Origin of the sequence: Acidithiobacillus caldus ATCC 51756 (assembly GCF_000175575.2) — a bacterium.
In the GTDB taxonomy this organism is placed as follows: domain Bacteria; phylum Pseudomonadota; class Gammaproteobacteria; order Acidithiobacillales; family Acidithiobacillaceae; genus Acidithiobacillus_A; species Acidithiobacillus_A caldus.
The window spans coordinates 1,556,813-1,578,382 of record NZ_CP005986.1 but is presented as its reverse complement, the minus strand read 5'-3'; the positions used below and the strand labels follow the sequence as shown (position 1 = coordinate 1,578,382).

Genomic DNA, 21,570 nt, shown 5'->3' with positions numbered 1-21,570 from the left:
GGAAAAGCGACAAACGTCAAAATCGTAACCGGTGCGGTGGCCGGGGCCTGCGCGAGCCCGAGTCGGCGGCGTTGCGGAATGCCCTCCGCCCCATGGCGTCTCATCGCCTTTTGAGTTAGTCTAAGGCTCCATGGAAACGTCATGAGACTTTCCGTCATAAGCGCCATAATGCATGAGTGAAAAGGAGACCAAAATGGCCGGACAACAAAAGGGGCAGATTCTGCAAGACCCCTTCCTCAATCTGCTGCGTAAAGAACACGTTCCTGTCGCCATCTATCTGGTCAACGGCATCAAACTGCAGGGTTTCATCGAATCCTTCGATCAGTTTGTCGTGCTTTTGCGTAACAACGTCAGTCAGATGATCTACAAGCACGCCATCTCCACGGTGGTGCCCAGCCGCGACGTTCGCTTGCCCCTACCGGAAGAGGAAGCCGCCGCAAGCCCTGAGGCCGAGGCCTGACACTGGAATCCGCTACCAGTCGGTCCCACGTCGAACGGGTGGTCCTGGTCCACGTTCCGCTGGCATCGGAGCAGAGCGAGGACCACGGCGAAGAGTTTCGCCACCTGGCCGAAGGTGCCGGGGCGGAGGTGGTTGCTTTCCTGTCGGCCCAACGCCAGCGATTGGATCCCGCGACCTGTATCGGTCGGGGCAAGATCGATGAAATCCGGGCGCTGGCGGACGCGCACTCCGCCGATCTCGTGCTCTTCGACCGACCGTTGAGCCCCGTGCAGGAGCGCAACCTCGAGCGGGAACTGCGGCGACCGGTGGTGGACAGGGTGGGGCTCATCCTCGACATTTTCGCCCGTCGTGCGCGCACCCACGAGGGCAAGTTGCAGGTGGAACTGGCGCAACTGGACCGTTTGCGCACCCGACTGGTGCGGGGTTGGACGCACCTCGAACGGCAGCGCGGCGGCATCGGCCTGCGCGGACCCGGCGAGACGCAGTTGGAAACGGACCGTCGGCTCATTGGCGAACGCATCCGCGCTCTGCGGGCTCGGCTCTTACGTATTCAGTCGCAGCGCGCCACGCAAAGGCGGGCGCGGCAGCGGGCGCCGGTGCCGACGGTGGCCCTCGTCGGCTACACCAATGCGGGCAAGTCGACTCTCTTCAACCGGCTAACCGCCAACCATCAGTATGTGGCCGATCAACTCTTCGCTACCCTGGATCCTGCCGTGCGCCGACTGCAGTTTGGCAAGGGTCGAGGCGAGTGGCTTCTGGCCGACACCGTGGGTTTCCTGCGGGATCTGCCAACGGAGCTCATCGCTGCCTTCCGGGCCACCCTGGAGGAGGTCAATCGCGCCGATCTGTTGTTGCACGTGGTGGATGCCAGCGCCGTGGACCGGGAGCTGCAGATGGCGGCCGTGGATGCGGTGCTGGCGGAAATCGGTGCTGCCGAGGTTCCGCGACTCGTGGTGTACAACAAGGTGGATCGCACCGGGGAGCGTGTCGGGCCGGTGCGGGATTCCTCTGGAGCCGTCCAGGCCTTGCGCTTGAGTGCGGTGACAGGGGAAGGTTTGTCGGAGTTGGTAGCGACGGTGCGGGAGCGCATTGCGCCGGCGCGTCTGCGCTCGCATTGGAGTCTGGGGCCTGAGGAAGGGGCATTGCGGGCGAAGCTCTACGCCCTGGGCGAGGTTCTGGACGAGCGTTTTGATGAGGCGGGTCGTGATCAGTTGCTGGTGGAACTGGATTCCGCGGCCTTGCAGCGATTGCAGCGGGAGTACGGTCAGCACAGTTGTCAGCGCCGCAGGGCGGCCCCTACAATGCATGAGGAACACTGAGCTAAGGAGAGCGGGATGCCGTGGAGCGATCCGGGCGGAAATGGGAAACAAGGCGGTAATCCAAACCCCTGGGGACGGCGTCCGGGTCAACAGCAACCCTCGTGGAACCTGACCAAGATTACCAGCGAGTTGCGCAAGTTTGCCGGGCGCTTCGGCGGCGGTCGTGGCGGCCCGCAACCCTTCGCACAGCACCTGCGCTGGGTCCCGCTGTGGGTCTTGGGGGGGGCACTGGTGCTGTGGCTGGCTTCCGGTGTGTACACTCTGGATCCGCAGCAGGAAGGGGTCGTGCTGCGTTTCGGTGCCCCCGTCGGCGTGGTCAAGGCCGGCATGCACTACCACTGGCCCTACCCTATCGAATCCGTCGCCGTCGTCAACCTGCAGGAGGATCGGCGTCTGGTCCTCGGATACAGCGGCGCTGGCGAGCAGCTGGGCCCGGGGCGCATGTTGACGGCGGACGGGAATGTCGTGGAACTGCGTTACGCCCTGCGCTACCGGGTCGAAAATCCCGAGCATTACCTTTTCGCTGCGGAGAATCCCAACCAGATCCTGGCCTTTGCCCTGGAGAGTGCCATGCGCGAAGCCGTAGCCCAGCGCAGTCTCGACACGCTACTCAAGGGCGATCACAGCCGCCTTGCCGAGGACGTGCTCCAGGCAACCCGCCAGCGCATCGGCGCCGATCATCTGGGCGTGAAACTGGAGTCGGTGCAGGTGTTGCAAACGGCCCTGCCCAGCGACCTCGACAGGGTGGCCAAGGCGGTGGACAAGGCTCGCGCCCAGGCCGAGCTGGAGCGGCGGGATGCCGAGTCCTACGCAGCGGCACTGCTGCCACGGGCCAAGACGGAGGCGGCGGCCATGATCAGTGAGGCACAGGCGTACCGCGACTCTGCCGTGACCCGGGCCAAGGGCGACGTGGCACGTTTCCTCTCGTTGCTGGATGTCTACCAGAAGCATCCCCAGGTCATCGCGCAGCAACTGTACCTGCAAACCATGGAAGACATTCTTGCTCATGCCCACAAGGTGATCGTTGGCGACAAGCAGGGTGCGATAATCCAGATCACTCCACCTACGGCCAGCGCCGCTGCGGCACCAACCCAGAGTGGGGGAGTGGTGGCCAGCACGACCTCCCATGGGGCAAGCCCGGAGGATGGCGCGGCGTCCAATTCGGGAGGAGGCTCATGAAAAACTGGGGTTGGGGTGCCGTGACCCTTGCCGTTGTCGCGGTGCTGTTTCTGGTGTCGTCGAGTTTCTATGTGCTCCACATCGGCCAGGCTGCCGTGGTGCTGAACCTTGGCCACGAATCGGCAGTCGAGCAGGAGCCGGGTCTTTACTTCAAGTGGCCCTTCGTGCAGAAGATCGAGATCATCGACACGCGACTGCGCAATGGCAGTTCCGAACCCGTGACCGTCCCCAGTGCCGCGCACGATCGCCTCGAACTCAGCTTCTTTGAACAGTGGCGGGTGACGGATCCAGCGCGATTCTATCGGCATGGCCTCGACGCCGCCCTTGCCGAGAAACGCATCGACGACCTGCTCAAGGAGAAGGCAGCCAATGCATTTCGCGATGCGGATCCCGTGCGGATGACACCGGTGCAACTGCAACGGAGCCTCGATGGGTTGAAGCAGGAACTGGCGCGCACCTTGCAGGCCGAGGGTATCGCTCTGGAAGGCCTGCAACTCCTCAAGGTGGGCTTGCCGCAGGCGCAGTTGCACACCGTCTATTCGGCCATGGAGCAGGCCACCCTAGATCGGGCAAAGGCCATCGAGGCCAGCGGCAAGGCCAAGGCGACACAGATCCGGGACCAGGCCGATGCCGAAAAGGCGCAGATCCTTGCGGAAGCCTACCGTAAAGCCCAGACCATAAAGGGCGCCGCGGAGAGCGAGGCGGCCGGCATCTATGCCGCTGCCTCGGACAAGGATCCCAAGTTCTACGCCTTCTACCGGAGCCTCGAGGCGTATCGCCAGAGTCTTGGTTCCCAGGATGTGCTGGTATTGCCGGCCAATTCTCGTTTCTTTGATGTGCTGCAGCACGGCATGGAGTCGACGTCGCGATGAAGATCGGAGGTCATTCGCCTGCCTGGTTGCTGCCGGCGGGCTTCGAAGATCTGGGCCCAGCACGGGCCGAGGCGCTGGAAAAGCACCGGCGGGCGCTTTTGGACCTCTTTGCGCGCTGGGGCTATCGTCTCGTCATCCCGCCCATGTTGGAACATCTCGAGAGTCTGCTGACGGGTAGCGCCGCCGATCTGGATCTGCAGACCTGGAAGGTGCTGGATCAGGCCAGCAGTCGTCTGTTGGGCTTTCGCTCGGACATGACGCCGCAGATGGCGCGCATGGATGCCCAGATGTCCCGCGATCACGACCAGCGCCGACTCTGTTATGCGGGCACCGTCCTGCGAGCTCTGCCCGATGCCTTGGGCGGCAGTCGGGCGCCCTATCAGGTAGGGGCGGAGTGCTTTGGCGTGGCGGGGCCCGAGGGCGACCTCGAAATCCTGTCGCTCCTCATCGAGAGCGTCGCCCTCTGTCAGGATACCGAGGGCTGCGTTCTGGATCTGGGGCATGTGGCGGTGGCGCGCTCGCTGGTTGCCGCTCTGGGCCTGGAGCAGACGCTGGAGGCGCGTGTGCTGGCGGCCGTGGAGCGCAAGGCTTGGCCCGATCTGCACGCGCTGCTGGAGGGGGTGCCGGAGCGTGCCAGTGCACGGGCGGATTTCACCGTGCTGGCCGGTTTGCATGGAGGCCGTGAGGTCCTCGAGCGCGCGCGGAGCCTGCTAGGTCACCGTCCGGTGGTACGGCGTGCCCTGGAAGAACTGGACTTTGTCTGGGAAGCCTTGCATGGGCGCTATCCTCACCTGGCTATCCAATGTGATCTTGCGGAACTGCACGGTCACCGTTATCACACGGGCATGCTCTTCGCCGTGTATGGCCCGCAGCGGGGTGAACCCCTTGCCCAGGGTGGGCGCTACGATGGCATTGGCCGCAGCTTTGGTTGCGAGCGCCCGGCCACGGGCTTCAGTCTGGATCTCAAGCCGCTCCTGCGGGATAGTCTGGAGCCCGCCAGAGGGCCGCGGATCTGGGCACCGGCGTCCGTGGACACGGCCCTTTGGCGGTCCATATCGGATTTGCGCGCGCAAGGCTACATCGTCGTTCAGGGCGGCCCCGGGCCGGAGGCGGGCGCTGCCGAGGAGGGCTACGATGGCTGGCTCGAGGCACGCGATGGGTCCTGGATTCTGGTGGGTGACGCCCCCGAGTTTCGTTTTCCCGCTGGCTGAGTGAGTGGAGACCTCCATCCTATGGTGAGGAATATCGTGGTGATCGGCACCCAGTGGGGTGACGAGGGCAAGGGCAAGATCGTGGACTGGTTGACGGAGCATTGTCAGGGCGTGGTGCGTTTCCAAGGTGGAAACAACGCTGGCCATACCCTGGTCATCGGTGCGCGCAAGACCATTCTGCACCTCATTCCCTCGGGGATATTGCGTCCCGGGGTGCAATGCTTCATCGGTAATGGCGTGGTACTGGATCCCGAGGCCCTCTTCACCGAGCTCGATACCCTGAAAGCCGCCGTGGACGATGCCGAGGAGCGTCTCTGGATTTCCGATGCCTGTCCACTGATCCTGCCCTATCACAAGCGTATCGATGCGGCGCGGGAGCAGGCCAAGGGGGCGGCGCGGATCGGTACCACGGGGCGCGGCATCGGCCCGGCGTACGAGGACAAGGTGGCGCGGCGAGCCCTGCGCGTGGGCGATCTCTTCCACCGCGAACGCTTCGCCGCCAAGCTGGGTGAGGCGCTGGACTACCATAATTTCGTGCTCCAGCAGTATTTTGCGCAGGAGCCCGTTGATTTTCACCGAGTTCTGGAACAGTACCTCGGCTATGCCGACCGTCTGAAGTCCATGGCCACGGATGTCTCGCGCCGCCTGCGTCGCCTACAGGACCAGGGTGGACGCTTACTCTTCGAGGGGGCTCAGGGTACCCTTCTGGACGTCGATCACGGCACCTATCCCTACGTCACCTCGTCCAATACCGTGGCCGGGGCGGCAGCGGCGGGAAGCGGCGTCGGCCCAGGTGAGCTGGGCTATGTGCTGGGCATCACCAAGGCCTACACCACCCGCGTGGGCTCCGGGCCGTTTCCAACGGAACTCTTTGATGAGACAGGAGATTTCTTGGCGCAACGGGGTGCCGAGGTGGGCGCTACCACCGGCCGCGCCCGGCGCTGCGGCTGGTTTGACGCTGTGGCCCTGCGCGCGTCCTGTCGCGTCAATGGGGTCAGTGGTCTGTGCATGACCAAGTTGGATGTGTTGGACGGTCTGGCCGAGATCCGGATGGCGACGGGCTATCGGGTCGACGGGGTGGCCCAGGAGGATCTCCCGGCCGGGGCCGAGGCCCTGGCGGCCTGCGAGCCCATCTACGAGACCTTTCCCGGCTGGGACACGTCCACGGCGGGGGTGCGTCGCTGGGAGGATCTGCCGCGCAATGCCCGCAACTACCTGGAGGCCATCGCCGCGCAAGCCAATTGTCCCCTGGCGGTGGTGTCCACGGGCCCCGATCGCGAACATACCATTTTGCGTGCCGAGATCGTGTGACCATTTTCCTCCCGGGGATGGCCACGGATGGTGGGCTTTGAATTTACCTATAAAAGTTCTGTATCCTATGGGGTAAGCACTTGCCGGGTAACTGTCATCAAAGTGTCATGAAAATGTCGCACTATTGTCATATTTCCGGGTCATAATAGTAAAGTCATTGCATAACACAGGGAGAGCCGACGATGCTCGACACCCAGTCTCAGAGCGGTTCACAGCTTTCTACCCGTAAGGGCGAGCGTTCCCTGCGCCTCTACCTCGCGCGCCATCAGGATGAGGTAGAGGCGGCGCAGCGCCTGCGCCATCGCGTCTTCAGCGCCGAATATGGCGCCCAGTTGAGTGGTGCTCCTGGCCTCGATCAGGACGAGTACGACCCCCATTGCGAGCACCTCATCGTCGAAGACGAGCAGCGTCAGGAGGTGGTTGGTACCTATCGACTTTTCCTGCCCGAGCAGGTGCACAAGGTCGGGCGCTACTACGCGCAGACGGAATTCGATCTGTCGCGCCTGATGGCACTGGGTGTGCGTATCCTGGAATTGGGCCGCTCCTGCGTGCACCCGGACTATCGGCAGGGGGCAGTCATCGCCTTGCTCTGGTCGGGACTTGCCGAGGCCATGAGCATGTGGGATATCGATTACCTCATGGGTTGTGCCAGCATCCACAGTACCGACGGCGCAGCACTGGGAAGCCTCTACCGCAGTCTCGAAAAGCACCTGACGGTACCGGAGCAACGGGTGTTTCCGCTGCGCGCCGTGCCCGGGTTCGACCCGCAATCCACGGCTGCGCCGGCGACCTTGCCCAGCCTACTCAAGGGCTATCTGCGCGCTGGTGTGCGCATTGGCGGCGAGCCTTTCTGGGATCCACAATTTCATTGTTCCGACCTCTTTGTGTGGTGCGAGGCCAGTCTAATCACGCCCCGCTACCAGCAACGTTTCCTGGATCCCGTCGACAGCCTGAAGAAATGATCCGACGTCGGCGCCAGGCGCCCACACTCATTCCGTATCCCGGCCGTGTACGGCGACGCTCCCGGCCCCAGGCGTATCGCCGTATCTGGCGCCTTCCACTGCTTCTCGCTTATCTCGTTCTTGCCTTCCCCTTGGCGTGGTGGACCTATGCGCGCAAGACGGAGCCGGATAACCAGGGTTTTGCGGCCTTTCGCTGGTGGAGTCGGCGAGTACTTGGGATTTTTGGCATCCGCTTGCGTGTGGAGGGGGAAATTCCCACGGCTCCCGTGCTCGTTGCCGCAAATCACGTGTCCTATCTGGACATCCTTGCCCTTGCCAGCGTCGCGCCAGGTCAGTTCGTTGCCAAGCGGGAAATGCGGTCCTGGCCCTTCTTCGGCTTCATGGGCGAATGGTTGGGTACCTTTTTCATTGACCGGCAGGATGCGCGAGCGAGTCAGCGGGTGCTCAAGGAAGCCACCAAAGTGCTGGAGCGGGGTCGCATCGTCCTGATTTTCCCGGAGGGTACCACGAGCGACGGAAAGATCGTGCGCGAGTTTTATGGTGCGCCCTTCGAGACTGCGGCGGCGGCGGGTGTGCCCACCGTGCCCGTTGCCCTGCGCTATGAGGACACGCTTCGCCCGGGTCAGCCCGATCGTCTGTGTCCCTTCGTGGGGGACGACAGTCTGCTGCGGCATCTGTGGCGTTTGGCTGCCGCGGCACCCTTGACCCTGCGCTTGACCTTCTGTCCGCCCTTGGCTGCCGATCTGGGGCGCAGACAACTAGCCAGCAAGACCCACGCGGCCATTTCCGAGGCCCTGCGGCGCATGGAGCAGGGGGCGTCCGTAACCTACCTGTCCTCCTCGCGCGGGCTATCCCGCCGTCACCCCCTGCGCGATGCCTGGAATTCCTGGCGACGCGGGCACGGAGCCTGAATCCGACCCTTTTGCGCGCAGTGCACCTGCACCGCTGATCCGTGCGGTCCAGGGGTGCTGCTTTGTTGGTTAGGGGCCTGACTACGTCGAACGAAGCCCTAGCAGCTCATCCCGTTGGGGAATGACCCCAACGCCAGGATCTTTTACCCTAGGGGCGCCAGTTGTGTACGGTCTCCACCAGCCGTGCCACTTGCTCGACGGGGGTTTGTGGGGTTATGCCGTGGCCGAGGTTGAAGATGTGCCCCGCTTGCGGGCCATGGCTCTCCAGGATGGCTTGGGTTTCCTGGACGAGAAGTTCGGGACTGCCGTAGAGTGCCATGGGATCGAGATTGCCCTGCAAAGCCAAGGCGGGCCCCAGACGACGACGGGCCTCGCCCATGTCCACGGTCCAGTCCAGACCCAGCACATCGGCGCCGCTGTCGGCCATGGCTTCCAGCCAATTGCCGCCCCCTTTGGTGAAGAGAATCACCGGTACCTTCTGTCCATCGCTGCCGGTACGCTCCAGGGCACTGATGATCCGGGTCATGGGCTTGAGGGAGAAGCGCCGATAGGCAGCGCTGGTCAAGGCGCCACCCCAGCTGTCGAAGAGCATTACCGCCTGGGCACCTGCGCGAATCTGGGCGTTGAGATATTGGGCCACTGCCCGCACCAAGGTATCCAGCAGTTGCTCCAGAAGCTCGGGATCGCTGTAGAGCATCGCCTTGATGTGTTGAAAATCGCGACTCCCCCGTCCCTCGATCATATAGCAGGCCAGCGTCCAGGGACTGCCGGCAAAGCCGATAAGGGGGATGCGGCCGGCAAGTTCGTGCCGGATCAGGCGCACAGCATCCATGACGTAGCGCAGTTCCGTCTCCGGGTCGGGGACGGGCAGGGCGCGTATGGCTTTGGTGTCGCGCAGGGGCGAGGAGAACACCGGGCCCTCGCCATCCAGAAACTGTAGGTCCATGCCCATGGCGTGGGGTATGGTCAGGATATCGGAAAACAGTATGGCGGCGTCCAGGGGAAAGCGCTGAACGGGCTGCAGGGTCACCTCACAAGCCAGTTCCGGGGTGCTGCACAGGGTCAGAAAGTCCTTGGCCCGCGCCCGGGTTGCCCGATATTCCGGCAGGTAGCGCCCAGCCTGACGCATCAACCAGATGGGGATCTGCTCCACAGGCTGGCACAGGCAGGCCCGCAAGAAGCGATCGTTGGCGGGTGCCGGGGAGGTCATGGTCAGACGCCCAGATATTCCAGAATACCCTCGGCGGCACGCCGGCCCTCGTCGACGGCGGTGACGACGAGATCGGAGCCACGCCGCATGTCGCCACCGGCGAAGATACGGGGGTTGCTGGTCTGGAACTGGGCATTGGTAATGACCCGTCCCGCCTTGTCCAGGCGAATGTCGAAATCCGAGAACCAGGCTGGTGGCGAGGGATCGAAGCCGAAGGCCACGATGACGGCGTCGGCGGGAAGCAGCTCGTCGGAGCCCGGAACCTCTTCCGGATGCCGTCGACCGTGGCGGTCGGGCTCGCTGAGCTGGGTTCGGACGACCCGCACGGCGGTGGGTCCGGACGCATCCCCCAGGATTTCCACGGGCTGGCGGTTGAATAGGAAGCGGACACCTTCCTCGCGCGCATTGGTGACTTCCCGGCGCGAGCCGGGCATGTTCGCCTCATCGCGACGATAGACACAGGTGACGGCCGTGGCACCTTGGCGGATGGCGGTACGTACACAATCCATGGCGGTATCGCCACCGCCCAATACGACGACGCGTTTGCCCGCGAGATTCTGGTAGGGGTGGATGGGATCCGGCAGCGCCATCAAGTGACCGATGTTGCCGATGAGGTAGTCCAGGGCCTTGATGACGCCCGGGAGATCTTCACCGGGGAAATTACCGGTCTTGGCGCGATAGGTACCCATGCCCAGGAAGACCGCGTCAAAGTCCGCCAACAGGCGTTCGAGGGAGATATCGCGGCCCACTTCGACACCCAATTCGAAACGAATGCCCATATTGGCGAGCAGCGTCGCACGGCGAGCGACCACCTCCTTTTCCAGCTTGAACGGGGGAATGCCAAAGGTCAGCAGCCCACCCACGGCCGGATACCGATCGTAGACCACCACCTCCGTACCGGCGCGGTTGAGGATGTCGGCGCAGCCGAGCCCCGCCGGGCCCGCGCCCACCACGGCGACCCGCTTGCCGTTGGCTGGCAGGCGCGGTTTTTCTGGCTGCCAGCCGCGGGCGATGGCCTCTTCGGTGATGAATTTTTCCAGATGACCGATGGTCACCGCGCCGTACTCTTCGTTGAGGGTGCAAGCGCCCTCACAGAGGCGATCCTGTGGGCAGATGCGCCCGCAGATCTCCGGAAGGGTGTTGGTACTGTGGGACAGCTCTGCCGCTTCCTCGATGCGGTTCTCGACGATGAGCTGCAACCAGTTGGGAATGTAGTTGTGTACTGGGCACTTCCACTCGCAGTAGGGATTGCCGCAGTGCAGGCAACGGTCCGCCTGCAGCTGCGCGCCTGCCAGATCAAAGCTTTTGTAGATCTCGCGGAAGAGCTCGCGCCGCTCTTCCACCGGGAGCTTTTCGGGATCGTTACGGGGATCTTCGAGAAAGGCAAAGTTATTCATGGGTCACCTTGACCAAGGGTACGGGCAGACCATCAGCTGGCCTCTTCCAGGAGCACGTCGAGGCGTGCCGCCTTGGGAACCACCAGCCAGACGTCTTGCAGGAAGTTGGACCAGTCCGCGAGCAAGGCAGCGGCATAACGGCTCTGCGTCCACTGGACGTGGTTTTCCACGTGGCGACGCAGCAAGGCCTCGTACCCGCGCATGGCCTCGGTATCGATGCGGTGGCTGTTGATCAGTTCGCCGTTGACCTGGTCGGGGAAACGCTGCAATGGGTCATAGACGAAGGCGAGACCGCCTGTCATGCCGGCACCGAAGTTGAGACCGATCCGCCCGAGAATGACGATCTGGCCGCCGGTCATGTACTCGCAGGCGTGATCGCCCGCACCTTCGACAACCGCCGTGGCACCGGAGTTGCGCACGGCAAAGCGCTCGCCCGCCCGCCCTGCGGCGTAGAGTACACCACCGGTGGCACCGTAGAGGCAGGTATTGCCGATGATGGCCGACGCTTCCGAGGCATAGTGCACCCCCTCGGGCGGAGCGATGACGATGCGCCCGCCGTGCATGGCCTTGCCCACGTAATCGTTGGCGTCACCGCGCAGATTCAGGGTCACGCCCGGCACCAGGAAGGCCCCGAAGGACTGGCCCGCCGTACCGTGGAAATCGATCTCGAGACAGCCTTCCGGGAGGCCGCTGTTGCCGTAACGGCGCGCTATTTCACCGGCAAGGCGGGCGCCAATGCTGCGTTGGGTGTTGTCGATGGGGTAGTGCAGGCGCGTCGCGATGCGTCCATCGATGGCGGGAGCCGCATCCAACAAGATCTTTTCGGCCAGTTCGCCGCGATCGAAAGGCGGATTGCGTGGCGCGGTGCAGACCTGGGCGTCGGCATCCACGAGCTCGGCGTTGGCCAGCAGCGGGCGCAGGTCCAGAGCTTCCTGTTTTGGGGTCGTCCCCTTTTGGATTTGCAGGTGCTGGCTTTGTCCCACCAACTCGTCGAAGCGCCGCATGCCCAGCGAGGCGAGAATCTCTCGCACCTCCTGTGCGACAAAGCGGAAGTAGTGAATGACCATTTCCGGAAGTCCAAGGAAGTGCTTGCGCAGCTTCTCGTCCTGGGTGGCAACGCCGGTGGCACAATTGTTGAGGTGACAGATGCGCAGGTACTTGCAGCCCAACACGATCATGGGAGCCGTACCGAAACCGAAGCTCTCGGCGCCCAGCAGGGCGCCCTTGACGACGTCGAGGCCGGTCTTGAAGCCGCCATCCGCTTGCAGACGCACGCGGTGACGCAGCTGATTGCGGCGTAGGGTGATCTGGGTCTCGGCGAGACCCAGCTCCCAGGGAGCCCCAGCGTACTTGACCGAGGTCAGAGGGCTTGCGCCGGTGCCGCCATCGTAGCCGGCAATGGTGATGCGATCGGCATAGGCCTTGGCGACCCCCGCGGCCACGGTTCCCACTCCCGCCTCGGAAACCAGCTTGACCGAGACATAGGCCTCGGGATTGACCTGCTTCAGGTCAAAGATCAACTGGGCGAGGTCTTCAATGGAGTAGATGTCGTGGTGGGGCGGCGGACTGATGAGGGCCACACCCTCCTTGGCATAGCGCAGGCGGGCGATGATGCCGCTGACCTTGTGCCCAGGCAGCTGACCGCCTTCGCCAGGCTTGGCACCCTGGGCGATCTTGATCTGCAGCTCTTCGGCATTGACCGCGTACTCGGGGGTCACCCCAAAGCGACCGGAGGCGATCTGCTTGATCTTGCTCACGCGCCGGTCGTGGTAGCGCGCAGGATCCTCGCCACCTTCGCCCGAGTTGGAGCGGCCACCAATGGTATTCATGGCGATGGCCAGCGCCTCGTGCGCCTCGGGCGACAGGGCGCCCAGGGACATGGCGGCGGTATCGAAGCGCGGGGTGATGGCCTCGATGGGCTCTACCTCGTGCAGAGGAATGGCCTTGCCCGGACGGATGGCCAGCAGATCCCGCAGATTGGTGACGGGGCGATCGTTGACGAGCCGCGCGAATTCCTGGTAGTCCTCATAGCGGCCCGAGCGCGCCGCCGCCTGCAGGCTGCGCACGACTTCGGGGTGGTAGGCGTGATATTCGCCACCGTTCACGTATTTCAGCAGGCCGCCCAGGGGTAGACCCTTGCGCGCTTTGTGGGCGTCTGCCACGAGACGACGCAGGTCGGCTTCCAACTCGGCGAAGCCGGCACCCTCGATGCGGCTGGGGGTTCCGGGGAAACAGAGATCCACCACCTCGCGGGCGAGACCCAGGGCCTCGAAGAGCTGACTGCTGCGGTACGAGGCGAGGGTGGAGATGCCCATTTTCGAGAGAATCTTGTACAGACCCTTGTCGATGCCTTTGCGGTAGTTCGTGAGGGCCTGCGCCAGGGTCACCGGTTGGCTGAAGGCGTGGCGCTCCCGCAGGCTGCGAATGATGGCATAGGCCAGATAGGGGTAGACCGCCGTCGCGCCGTAGCCGATGAGGGTGGCAAAGTGGTGTGGATCGCGGGCGTGGGCCGTGGCGACCACCAGGTTGCAGCGGCTGCGCAAGCCGGCGTCTATGAGGGCATGGTGCACGGCACCCACGGCCATCAGCGCGGGGATGTAGAGGCGATCGGCACCCAGGTTGGCATCGGATAGCACCAGGACCACGACACCTTCGCGAACGCTGGCCACCGCAGCCGCACGCAGGGTGCGCACGGCTTCCTCGAGGGTGGTGTCGGATGCAAAGCACAGATCGAGGGTCTGACTACGGAAGGCGGGATCCGTCTGCTGCAGCAGTGCCAGGAAGGCAGCGTCCGAGAGCACGGGCGAGTGTACCTCCAGCCGCCGCGCGTACTCTGGGCGCTCCTCGAAGAGATTGCTTTCGGCACCTATGGCCGTGTTCAGCGACATGACCAAGGCTTCGCGCAAGGGGTCGATGGGCGGATTGGTCACCTGCGCGAACTGTTGGCGGAAATAATCCGCGAGGTGCCGGGGCTGGCGGGAAAGCACGGCAATGGGGGTATCGTCGCCCATGGAGCCGACGGCCTCCTGTCCACCCTCGGCCAGCACGCGGATGATCTGATCCTCCTCCTCGAAAGTGACGCCGAAAGCCTTTTCCGTGGTCAGGAGGTCGTCCACCACGGTGGCGACGACATCGGGATCTTCCTCCACTTCGAGGTGGCGGGCGTGGGCGCGCAGCCACTCGGCGTAGGGAGCGGAATCCTGTATCCGGGCATCGATGGCCTGGCTATCCAGAAATTCGCCGGACTCCAGATCCACGGCGATCATCTGTCCCGGGCCCACCCGTCCTTGTACCAGGAGGTCGCGATGGTCGTACGGGAAAACGCCCACTTCCGAGGCGATATTGATGACGCGGTCGCGGGTGATGACGTAGCGCGCCGGACGCAGGCCATTGCGATCCAGAGCGCAGGCGGCAATCCGTCCGGTATTGAGTACGAGGCCAGCGGGACCATCCCAGGGCTCCATGCGCATGGACTGGTATTCGTAAAAGGCGCGCAGGCGCGGATCCATGCGCGGGACGTTGTGCCAGGCCGGTGGCACCAGCAGGCGCAGGGCCTTGAAGAAATCCATCCCGCCCCGTACCAGGAGCTCCAGCATGTTGTCGAGGCTGAAGGAGTCGCTGCCATCGCCGACGGCGGGAAGCACCTCAGCCATGGGTAGGAGCTCGGAATGCAGCAGGGATTCCCGGGCCCGCGCCCAGATACGGTTGCCCTGTACCGTATTGAGCTCACCGTTGTGGGCGAGGATGCGGAAGGGTTGACACAGCCGCCACTCCGGCCAGGTGTTGGTGGAAAAGCGCTGGTGGTAGGTGACCAGAGCGGAACTGAAGCGCTCGTCGCGCAGGTCGGGGTAAAAATCGGGCAGATGTTCCGGCATGACCATGCCCTTGTAGCCGATGACCTGGCTGGAGCAGCTGACGACGAAGATGTCCCGATCCTGGGCGTACCGCTTTTCCACGCGCCGGCGCAAACGATAGAGCAAGCGTTCTTGCTCGGCGCCATCGACCTCTGCCGGTAGTCCGATAAAGGCCTGCCAGACCGAGGGCAGGGTGCGCAGGGCTTCGCGCCCGCAGACCGAGTCGTCCGTGCGTACGGCACGCCAGTGGATGAGCTGGAGGCCAAGATCCCCGGCTTCGGTCGCAAAGCTCGCCTGAAAATCGGCGATGCGGGTCGTGTCCTGGGGCAGGAAAATCTGGGCTACGCCAAAGTCCGGGGGGATGGCGCCGCCTTCCTCCGCCACCACGGCGCGGAAGAAGTCCCGGGGCATCTGCACCAGCAGACCGCAGCCGTCCCCGCTTTTGCCATCGGCAGCAACGGCACCGCGATGGGTCAGCCGCGCGAGGGATTGGACTGCGGTGGCGACGATGGCGTGACTCGCCCGATTGTCCATCTGGGCAATGAGGCCAAAACCGCAAGAATCCTTTTCGTAATCGGGGGAGTAAAGGCTCATGATCGTCGTCCTCACCGGCTGCCGGATACCCCCGCGACGATGATCGCAGGGTCGATCAGTATATCCTGCTCAAGACAGGCATCCAAGGCCTGACACCGGCGCGCAGGGGCTGACCCAGGGTTCACGGCAGCGTGTAGAGCGGTGGTCGACGCCGGCGTGGCAGGACATCGCGATGGAAGGCATGGGAGTGGTGCGCCGCCGATACTGGAGCCCGTCGGTTTCCATACCCGGCCCTCAGGGGGTATCGGTACCAAAGCGCGGATCGAAAAGCCGGGCGTGCTCGGCGATGGCGTAGCGGTCGGTCATGCCGGCCACGTAGTCCGCCACCACGCGCGCGCGTCGGGAAGGGCTGTCGTCCTCCAAGAGGCGGGCCTGGTGGTCCAGAGGCAAGAGCCGGGGATCGCTAAAAAACGCCGTGAACAAGTCGCGCACCAGTCGCTTGGCCTTCTCCGCCTGACGGTGAACCTGGGGGTGGCGATAGAGTCTGCGCATCAGGAAGGCCTTGAGCTGGCGGATCGACTCTGCCATGGGCGCGCTGTGAGCAGCCAGGGGTGCAGACAGGGCACGCAATTCCTGCAGGTTTTGCACCTGGGCTTGTGCCACCCGCGCACGGGTCGTGTGGACCAGGTCCATGATGAAGGTATTGATGAGTCGGCGACCCGTCTCGTGGCGCAGGATCTTGGCGTCGGCATGGGGGTAACGCGCCTGGACTTCGCGAAAAATATCGCCGAAGAGCGTGGCCGCACAGAGTTCCTCGAGGTCGATGAGGCCAGCGCGCAGGCCGTCATCGATGTCGTGGTTGTTGTAGGCGATTTCGTCGGCAAGGTTGGTGATCTGCGCCTCGAGACTGGGTTGGGTGCCCTCCAGAAAGCGTCGACCCACGTCCCCGAGCTTTTCCGCCCGTGCCTTGCTGCAGTGCTTGAGGATCCCTTCCCGGGTCTCAAAGCTCAGGTTGAGGCCAGGAAAATCGCCGTAGCGCCGTTCCAGCACGTCCACCACCCGCAGCGACTGGATGTTGTGGTCGAAACCGCCATAGTCGCCCATGCAGCCATTGAGCGCATCCTGGCCCGCGTGGCCAAAAGGGGTGTGGCCAAGGTCGTGGGCGAGGGCGATGGCCTCCACCAGATCTTCGTCCAGGCCGAGCTGGCGCGCCACCGAGCGGCCCACCTGGCCCACCTCCAGACTGTGCGTCAGGCGCGTCCGGTAGAGGTCGCCCTCATGGTTGACGAAGACCTGGGTCTTGTATTCCAGCCGGCGGAACGCCGTGGAATGGATGACCCGATCGCGGTCCCTCTGGTAGTCGCTACGACCGCCCGTGGGTGGCTCCTCGCGATAGCGTCGCCCTCCCTGTGGCTGCGGCCGTGCGGCATAGGGCGCCCGCCGCGGCGCGGGCCCACCATCCGTGCTCACGGCGCCTCGCTCGCGAGATGCTGCTCCTGCTCCCTGAGGACGCTTTCCATGGTCTCGCTCAAAAGGGGATAGCGTGCCGCAAAAAGCGCGTAGGCGGCATCGGCGTACTCGCGGATCTCGTACTGCGCATCGGGCTTACGGCGCAGGCGGAAAAAGTTCATGAGACTGCGAAAATTCACGGTCCAGTAGACGTCGGAGTAGGTGGCCACGGGCAGAACATTGCGCAAAAGTTCACGCGCCCGTCCGCGGTAGGGATCGCGGCCGCCCTGCTTGGGTGGCAGGAGGCCTTCCGCGCGGGCCAGTTCGATGCGTGCGCAGGCCTTGTCGTACTGGGCCTCGTACCACTGGAAAAGCTGCTCCATCAGGGCACTGTACTCGGCCATGGCCGTGCCATCCAGCACCGCAAAACCGTCCACGCTACGCGCCGCAAGGTCCGGCACATAGGCTTCGGAGATGGGCTTGCGATAACGCATGGAGAACTCGTTCCAGCTGGACATGCGGTGTTTGACCCATTGCCGCAGCACGAAGATGGGTGCGATGAAGCGGAAGCGAAAATAGACGGTCTCGAAGGGCGTGCCGTGCTGATCGCGCAGCAGCTGATAGAGCAGGCGGCGGTCGCGATCGCTGAAATCCGCCACGGAATGCAGGCGATTGTTGGTGGTGCTGATTCGGGCGGTGTTGAGAATGGTGGCCTCGTCGCCCCAACTGTCCTCGAGCTCTATGAAGCCAAAATTGCCGATGCGCCGACAGCCTTGCGGGTTCATACGCAGGCGCTGCTCCATTTCCTCGGCGATCTCGGTGGTGGACTGGTTGCGGGCGGACATGTCAGGGCTCCATGAAGGCGTTGAGGGTCTGAATCAGGGCCGCCTGCGGCACATCGCCGGTGATGGTGGCGGCACCGATCCCGCGCAGGAGAATGAAGCGGATCTGCCCCCCCTTGGCCTTCTTGTCCACGCGCATGTAGCGCAGATATTCCTCCGCCGGCAGGCGTGGACAAAGGGTAGGCAGCCCAGCCCCCTCGACGATCTGGTAGATCCGTTGCTGTTCACTCTCGCGCAGCAGATCCAGTCGCCGGGACAGATCGGCGGCCATGATCATGCCGATGGCCACGGCCTCCCCGTGCAGGTAGTGGCCGTAGCCGCTGGCGGCTTCGATGGCGTGGCCAAAGGTGTGACCAAAATTGAGGATGGCGCGCCGTCCCGCTTCTTGTTCGTCGCGCGCCACCACCTCGGCCTTGTCCTTGCACGAGGTGGCGATGACGTGGCTCAGGGCGTCCGAGTCCTCTGCCAGCACGGCGTCCAGGTGCTCCTCGAGCCAGGCAAAGAAACCGGGATCGCTGATGAGTCCGTACTTGATCACCTCCGCCAGACCGGAGCGAAACTCCCGCTCCGGCAGGGTATCCAGGGTGTCCAGGTCGGCAACGACGGCGCGCGGCTGATAGAACGCCCCGATCATGTTCTTGCCAAGGGCGTGATTGACGCCCGTCTTGCCGCCCACGGAAGAGTCCACCATGGCCAGCAGCGTCGTGGGTATCTGCAGGAAGGGAATACCCCGCTGATAGATGGCGGCGACGAAGCCGCCCAGATCCCCGATCACGCCACCGCCCAGGGCAAACAGGGTGCTGTCGCGGCCGAAGCCGGCTTCCAGCAGCCGACCGCAGACGGATTCCACCTGCTGCAGGCTTTTGCTCTCCTCCCCTGCGGGGACGATCACCTCGATGAAGGGCTTGCCCGCCTCCGTCAGCGTTCGACGCAGGGCAGGAAGGTGCAGCGCGGCGACGCGATCGTCGCTGAAGATGGCGACTGGCCCGGAATTGCAGTGGGGCAGGAAGAGCTCGGCGTCCGCCAGGAGGCCAGAACCGATGTGGATGGGGTAAGAGCGCGGGCCGAGGTCGACGTGCAGGCTGGGCATGGAAAACTCACGGATGATGGATTCCCGTCATTGTTAGGCTTCCCCGCTTCACTGGCAAGTCCGGGCACGGATTTACCGACGCGGTGTGGATCCCGATGGCGATCGCGCGCGCTCACGCCGGTGCCGCAGGATCCGGTTCAGGACCTGATCGGCGCGCAGACCATCGCTGAACACTCGCCAGTGCGCCACCTCGCGGTACAGGGGCGCGCGTGCCTGCGCCAGTTCCGCAAGGCGGGTGGGGAGATCGTCCACCTGCAGCAGGGGCCGGTTGCGGTCGTGGCGGATGCGTTTCAACTGCTCGTCGATACTGATGTCCAGATGAATGACTTCACCGATACTCCGCAAAAGAGGGCGGTTTTCGGGTAGCAAAACGGCGCCGCCGCCGGTGGCCAGCACAAAGCGCTCGTCACTTTGGGACAGTTCCACGAGGACCTTGTGCTCCCGCGCGCGAAAGCCCGATTCCCCCTCGATGGCGAAAATCGTGGGGATATCCACCCCGGTCTGACGCACGATGATGGCGTCCGAATCCAGGAAGCGACAACGCAGGCGGGCGGCCAGCAGCCGCCCGATGGTGGATTTCCCACAGCCCATGGGACCGATGAGGACGATCCGATCCCCCATGCTCAGGAGCCGTTACCGGAGTCCTCCCCGGCCAGATCGTCCTCACTCTGGCCGCCCACGACCTTCGGCGTCAGGAAAACCAGAAGCTCGGACTGGGAGTCGTTGTAGGTCTTGCTCTTGAAGAGCCAGCCGAGCAGGGGAATGTCCTTCAGGACCGGTACGCCGGTATCGTAGTGGCTCTTGCTGTCGGTGTAGATACCGCCGATGACGACGGTCTGGCCATTGTTCACCAGCAGCTTGGTCTTCACCTCCTGGGTGTTGATGGGTACCCCCGAGGGCGTGGTCTGGGCGTAGTTGGGCTGATTGTTTTTGGCATCCACGTCCAGGGTGACCTTGCCATTGGGGGCAATGTGGGGGGTGACATCCAGGCTCAGTTCTGCCTTTTTGAAGGAGACGGAAGTGGCACCACTGCTGGTGGCCTGCTGATAGGGGATCTCCTGACCCTGCTCGATGACCGCCTTTTCGTTGTCCTGGGTGAGGACCTTGGGGCTGGAGATGATCTTGGCCTGGTTGCTGGCCTGCAGGGCCTGCAACTGGAGATTGAGGATACGATTGCCAGCCGCCGTGCCCAGGGCAAAGCCGAGGGATGCCGGATTGAGGCCGGTGAGGGCGCTACCCGCAGGCGCGTAGGCGGGCAGATTCACCACGGCCGGGACACCAATCCCGCTGCCTGTGCTGGTGCCTCCGGAGGCGCCGCTCGTGGCGCCGATGGGATAGGAACCACCCTGGCTGGAGGTATATTGCGACGCTCCCGTGCCCGATAGATTGATCACACCACCGCCGCCGTTGGAGGTGTAGGTCCCACCCCACTGGATACCCAAAGATTGCGCCGCATTGGTGGTGACCTGAACGATGCGCGCCTCGATGAGCACCTGGGGCACGGGGCGGTCGATCTTGGCAATGAGTTTCTTGATGTTGTCGATGTCCTCAGGAGTGTCCCGCACCAGCAGGCTGTTGGTACGCGTCACCACGGCCACCGAACCGCGCGGGCCGAGCAGGGAATTGCCGATGAGATTGCTGCTGGGGATACCCAAAGCCGTTGCCAGAGCGGTGCTTTGGGTCGGATTCAGTCCCTCTTGCTCGTTCATCTCCTTGGAAAACCCGCGCAACAGATCGGCAATCTGGCTGGCCTGGGCGTACTTGATGGGGATCAGTTCCGTGACCAGGGGTTCGAGCTTGCGCTTGCTCGCCGCGGCCTTCAGTTCGGCCTCCTCCTGACTGGTGATCTGGCTGGCCGGAGCCACCCAGAGGATATTGCCGATGTGCTTCACCGCCAGACCCTGGGATTCCAGGATGACCCGGAAAGCCTGCTCCCAGGGTTCGTTCTTCAGGCGGATGGAGATGGTGCCGGTGACGCTGTTGGAAACGACGATATTTTGGTGGGTGAAGTCGGCAATGACCTGGAGGGCATCGCGCACGCTGATATTCTGGAAATCCATGCTCAGCCGCGCACTTTTTTCCGGATTGCTGGCTTCGCTATTTTCGGCGCGCGGGCGCACGGCAATCATGGTGCGCTGCCCGAGTTGATAGGCGGAATACTCGAAGGGGCCGTGAATGGCAAAGACCAGGCGGGTGGAATGCCCCAGCGGGTAGGCATCCACATAATCCACCGGTGTTCCAAACTGGGTCACGCCAAAGCGATGGGTGTAGGCGGAAGGAATGGCCGTATCGCGCAATTCCACGATGAGTCGCCCAGGCTCGCGGGTGACATTCATCTGCGGTTGGGGCCCCTCTATGGACAGGTTCAAGACACCGGAGTCGTTCTTGCCACGCTCGAAGGACACATTGTCGATCTGGGTGCCACTGGTGACGGCTACCGGCGTGGGCTCGGGTGCCTGAGGCGCAGTGCTGGCCGGCGTCTGTGCTGGCGCGGCAGCCGCTGTCGCCGGTTCCTTGAGGGACACGAGGCCAATGCGGTAGCCCTTGGGTGCGGGCTCTACCATGACCGCCTGGGGTGTTTTCAGGAGCAGATCCAGGTGGGCACTCTTACCCGAGTTTTCCACCAGCACGTTGCGGATGGCCCCTTCGCCATTGACATTGCCCACGGAGGAGAGGAAGTGGGCATCGTCAAAGTCGATGCGGATGCGGTAGCCGCCGTCGTAGCTGTTGACGTCGTACGCCGGCCGGCTGTCGCTGTCCACGAAGATGGCCGTGCCGGTAGCGTCCGGCTGGACCTTCACCGAACGGATGAGGCTTTCGGCCAGGGCGTTGCCGCTCAGTCCGAGCCCCAGGGTCAGGGCCAGCAGGCAGGCCTGTCGCAGGCTCGGGCGTTTGGGGTGGATGATCTTGGGCTGCTGCATGGGGGCTGCTCTGCTCATCATGGGGTGATCCTTTCCTCGTCCTGGACT

General features: G+C 63.8%; 16 protein-coding genes. 8 read left to right on the top strand and 8 right to left on the bottom strand.

Annotated elements, in window-relative coordinates; all coding sequences use genetic code 11:
- Window positions 1–193 precede the first annotated feature (193 nt).
- From hfq to ACAty_RS07575, 8 genes are all read left to right on the top strand, one after another.
- Entirely contained in the window at window positions 194–460 is a 267-nt protein-coding gene (hfq, locus tag ACAty_RS07610; RefSeq protein ID WP_004872418.1) for an RNA chaperone Hfq, read from the top strand.
- Between the two features lie 38 nt (window positions 461–498).
- Complete coding sequence (gene hflX, locus ACAty_RS07605; protein ID WP_004872417.1) at window positions 499–1,779, top strand: GTPase HflX; 1,281 nt, start codon at window positions 499–501, stop codon at window positions 1,777–1,779.
- Between the two features lie 15 nt (window positions 1,780–1,794).
- Window positions 1,795–2,958: an FtsH protease activity modulator HflK gene (hflK, locus tag ACAty_RS07600; protein ID WP_004872416.1), complete on the top strand. Its 1,164-nt coding sequence runs from the start codon at window positions 1,795–1,797 to the stop codon at window positions 2,956–2,958.
- Window positions 2,955–3,830 carry a protease modulator HflC gene (gene hflC / locus ACAty_RS07595; protein ID WP_004872415.1) on the top strand — a complete coding sequence of 292 codons (876 nt, stop codon included), beginning with the start codon at window positions 2,955–2,957 and terminating at the stop codon, window positions 3,828–3,830. Before hflK ends, hflC begins: the two co-directional genes overlap by 4 nt.
- Entirely contained in the window at window positions 3,827–5,041 is a 1,215-nt protein-coding gene (locus tag ACAty_RS07590) for an ATP phosphoribosyltransferase regulatory subunit (RefSeq protein ID WP_004872414.1), read from the top strand. Before hflC ends, ACAty_RS07590 begins: the two co-directional genes overlap by 4 nt.
- 21 nt (window positions 5,042–5,062) lie before the next feature.
- Entirely contained in the window at window positions 5,063–6,352 is a 1,290-nt protein-coding gene (locus tag ACAty_RS07585; RefSeq protein WP_004872413.1) for an adenylosuccinate synthase, read from the top strand.
- Window positions 6,353–6,534: 182 nt separating this feature from the next.
- Window positions 6,535–7,314 carry a GNAT family N-acetyltransferase gene (locus tag ACAty_RS07580; protein WP_004872412.1) on the top strand — a complete coding sequence of 260 codons (780 nt, stop codon included), beginning with the start codon at window positions 6,535–6,537 and terminating at the stop codon, window positions 7,312–7,314.
- Window positions 7,311–8,225 carry a lysophospholipid acyltransferase family protein gene (locus ACAty_RS07575; protein ID WP_226823172.1) on the top strand — a complete coding sequence of 305 codons (915 nt, stop codon included), beginning with the start codon at window positions 7,311–7,313 and terminating at the stop codon, window positions 8,223–8,225. The genes ACAty_RS07580 and ACAty_RS07575 overlap by 4 nt, the downstream gene beginning before the upstream one ends.
- Before the next feature lie 148 nt (window positions 8,226–8,373).
- On the opposite strand, the gene hemE is transcribed toward ACAty_RS07575, so the two are convergent.
- From hemE to ACAty_RS07535, 8 genes are all read right to left on the bottom strand, one after another.
- Window positions 8,374–9,435 (bottom strand): uroporphyrinogen decarboxylase, encoded by a 1,062-nt coding sequence (hemE, locus tag ACAty_RS07570; RefSeq protein WP_004872409.1) that lies wholly within the window; start codon window positions 9,433–9,435, stop codon window positions 8,374–8,376.
- Window positions 9,436–9,437: 2 nt separating this feature from the next.
- A complete protein-coding gene (locus tag ACAty_RS07565; RefSeq protein WP_004872408.1) occupies window positions 9,438–10,832 on the bottom strand; it encodes an FAD-dependent oxidoreductase in 1,395 nt (464 codons plus the stop codon).
- Window positions 10,833–10,864: 32 nt separating this feature from the next.
- Complete coding sequence (gene gltB, locus ACAty_RS07560; RefSeq protein ID WP_004872407.1) at window positions 10,865–15,280, bottom strand: glutamate synthase large subunit; 4,416 nt, start codon at window positions 15,278–15,280, stop codon at window positions 10,865–10,867.
- Between the two features lie 234 nt (window positions 15,281–15,514).
- The gene (locus tag ACAty_RS07555; RefSeq protein ID WP_004872406.1) at window positions 15,515–16,690 is read right to left on the bottom strand and encodes a deoxyguanosinetriphosphate triphosphohydrolase; all 1,176 of its coding nucleotides are present in this window, start codon (window positions 16,688–16,690) and stop codon (window positions 15,515–15,517) included.
- Entirely contained in the window at window positions 16,687–17,514 is an 828-nt protein-coding gene (gene thyX, locus ACAty_RS07550; RefSeq protein ID WP_004872405.1) for an FAD-dependent thymidylate synthase, read from the bottom strand. Before thyX ends, ACAty_RS07555 begins: the two co-directional genes overlap by 4 nt.
- A 1-nt stretch (window position 17,515) precedes the next feature.
- Window positions 17,516–18,601, bottom strand: coding sequence for a 3-dehydroquinate synthase (gene aroB / locus ACAty_RS07545; protein WP_004872404.1), 1,086 nt, complete (start codon window positions 18,599–18,601; stop codon window positions 17,516–17,518).
- Window positions 18,602–18,673: 72 nt separating this feature from the next.
- Window positions 18,674–19,222, bottom strand: a complete 549-nt coding sequence (locus tag ACAty_RS07540) for a shikimate kinase (RefSeq protein WP_004872403.1) — start codon at window positions 19,220–19,222, stop codon at window positions 18,674–18,676.
- A 2-nt stretch (window positions 19,223–19,224) separates the two neighbouring features.
- Window positions 19,225–21,543, bottom strand: a complete 2,319-nt coding sequence (locus tag ACAty_RS07535) for a type IV pilus secretin PilQ (protein ID WP_004872402.1) — start codon at window positions 21,541–21,543, stop codon at window positions 19,225–19,227.
- Window positions 21,544–21,570 lie beyond the last annotated feature (27 nt).

Coding starts and splice junctions, on each gene's coding strand:
- ACAty_RS07575 (WP_226823172.1), top strand. CDS start 7,311: ATGATCCGACGTCGGCGCCAGGCGCCCACACTCATTCCGTATCCCGGC.
- ACAty_RS07535 (WP_004872402.1), bottom strand. CDS start 21,543: ATGATGAGCAGAGCAGCCCCCATGCAGCAGCCCAAGATCATCCACCCC.
- ACAty_RS07590 (WP_004872414.1), top strand. CDS start 3,827: ATGAAGATCGGAGGTCATTCGCCTGCCTGGTTGCTGCCGGCGGGCTTC.
- ACAty_RS07540 (WP_004872403.1), bottom strand. CDS start 19,222: ATGGGGGATCGGATCGTCCTCATCGGTCCCATGGGCTGTGGGAAATCC.
- hemE (WP_004872409.1), bottom strand. CDS start 9,435: ATGACCTCCCCGGCACCCGCCAACGATCGCTTCTTGCGGGCCTGCCTG.
- hfq (WP_004872418.1), top strand. CDS start 194: ATGGCCGGACAACAAAAGGGGCAGATTCTGCAAGACCCCTTCCTCAAT.
- hflK (WP_004872416.1), top strand. CDS start 1,795: ATGCCGTGGAGCGATCCGGGCGGAAATGGGAAACAAGGCGGTAATCCA.
- gltB (WP_004872407.1), bottom strand. CDS start 15,280: ATGAGCCTTTACTCCCCCGATTACGAAAAGGATTCTTGCGGTTTTGGC.
- ACAty_RS07565 (WP_004872408.1), bottom strand. CDS start 10,832: ATGAATAACTTTGCCTTTCTCGAAGATCCCCGTAACGATCCCGAAAAG.
- aroB (WP_004872404.1), bottom strand. CDS start 18,601: ATGCCCAGCCTGCACGTCGACCTCGGCCCGCGCTCTTACCCCATCCAC.
- thyX (WP_004872405.1), bottom strand. CDS start 17,514: ATGTCCGCCCGCAACCAGTCCACCACCGAGATCGCCGAGGAAATGGAG.
- ACAty_RS07585 (WP_004872413.1), top strand. CDS start 5,063: ATGGTGAGGAATATCGTGGTGATCGGCACCCAGTGGGGTGACGAGGGC.
- ACAty_RS07580 (WP_004872412.1), top strand. CDS start 6,535: ATGCTCGACACCCAGTCTCAGAGCGGTTCACAGCTTTCTACCCGTAAG.
- hflC (WP_004872415.1), top strand. CDS start 2,955: ATGAAAAACTGGGGTTGGGGTGCCGTGACCCTTGCCGTTGTCGCGGTG.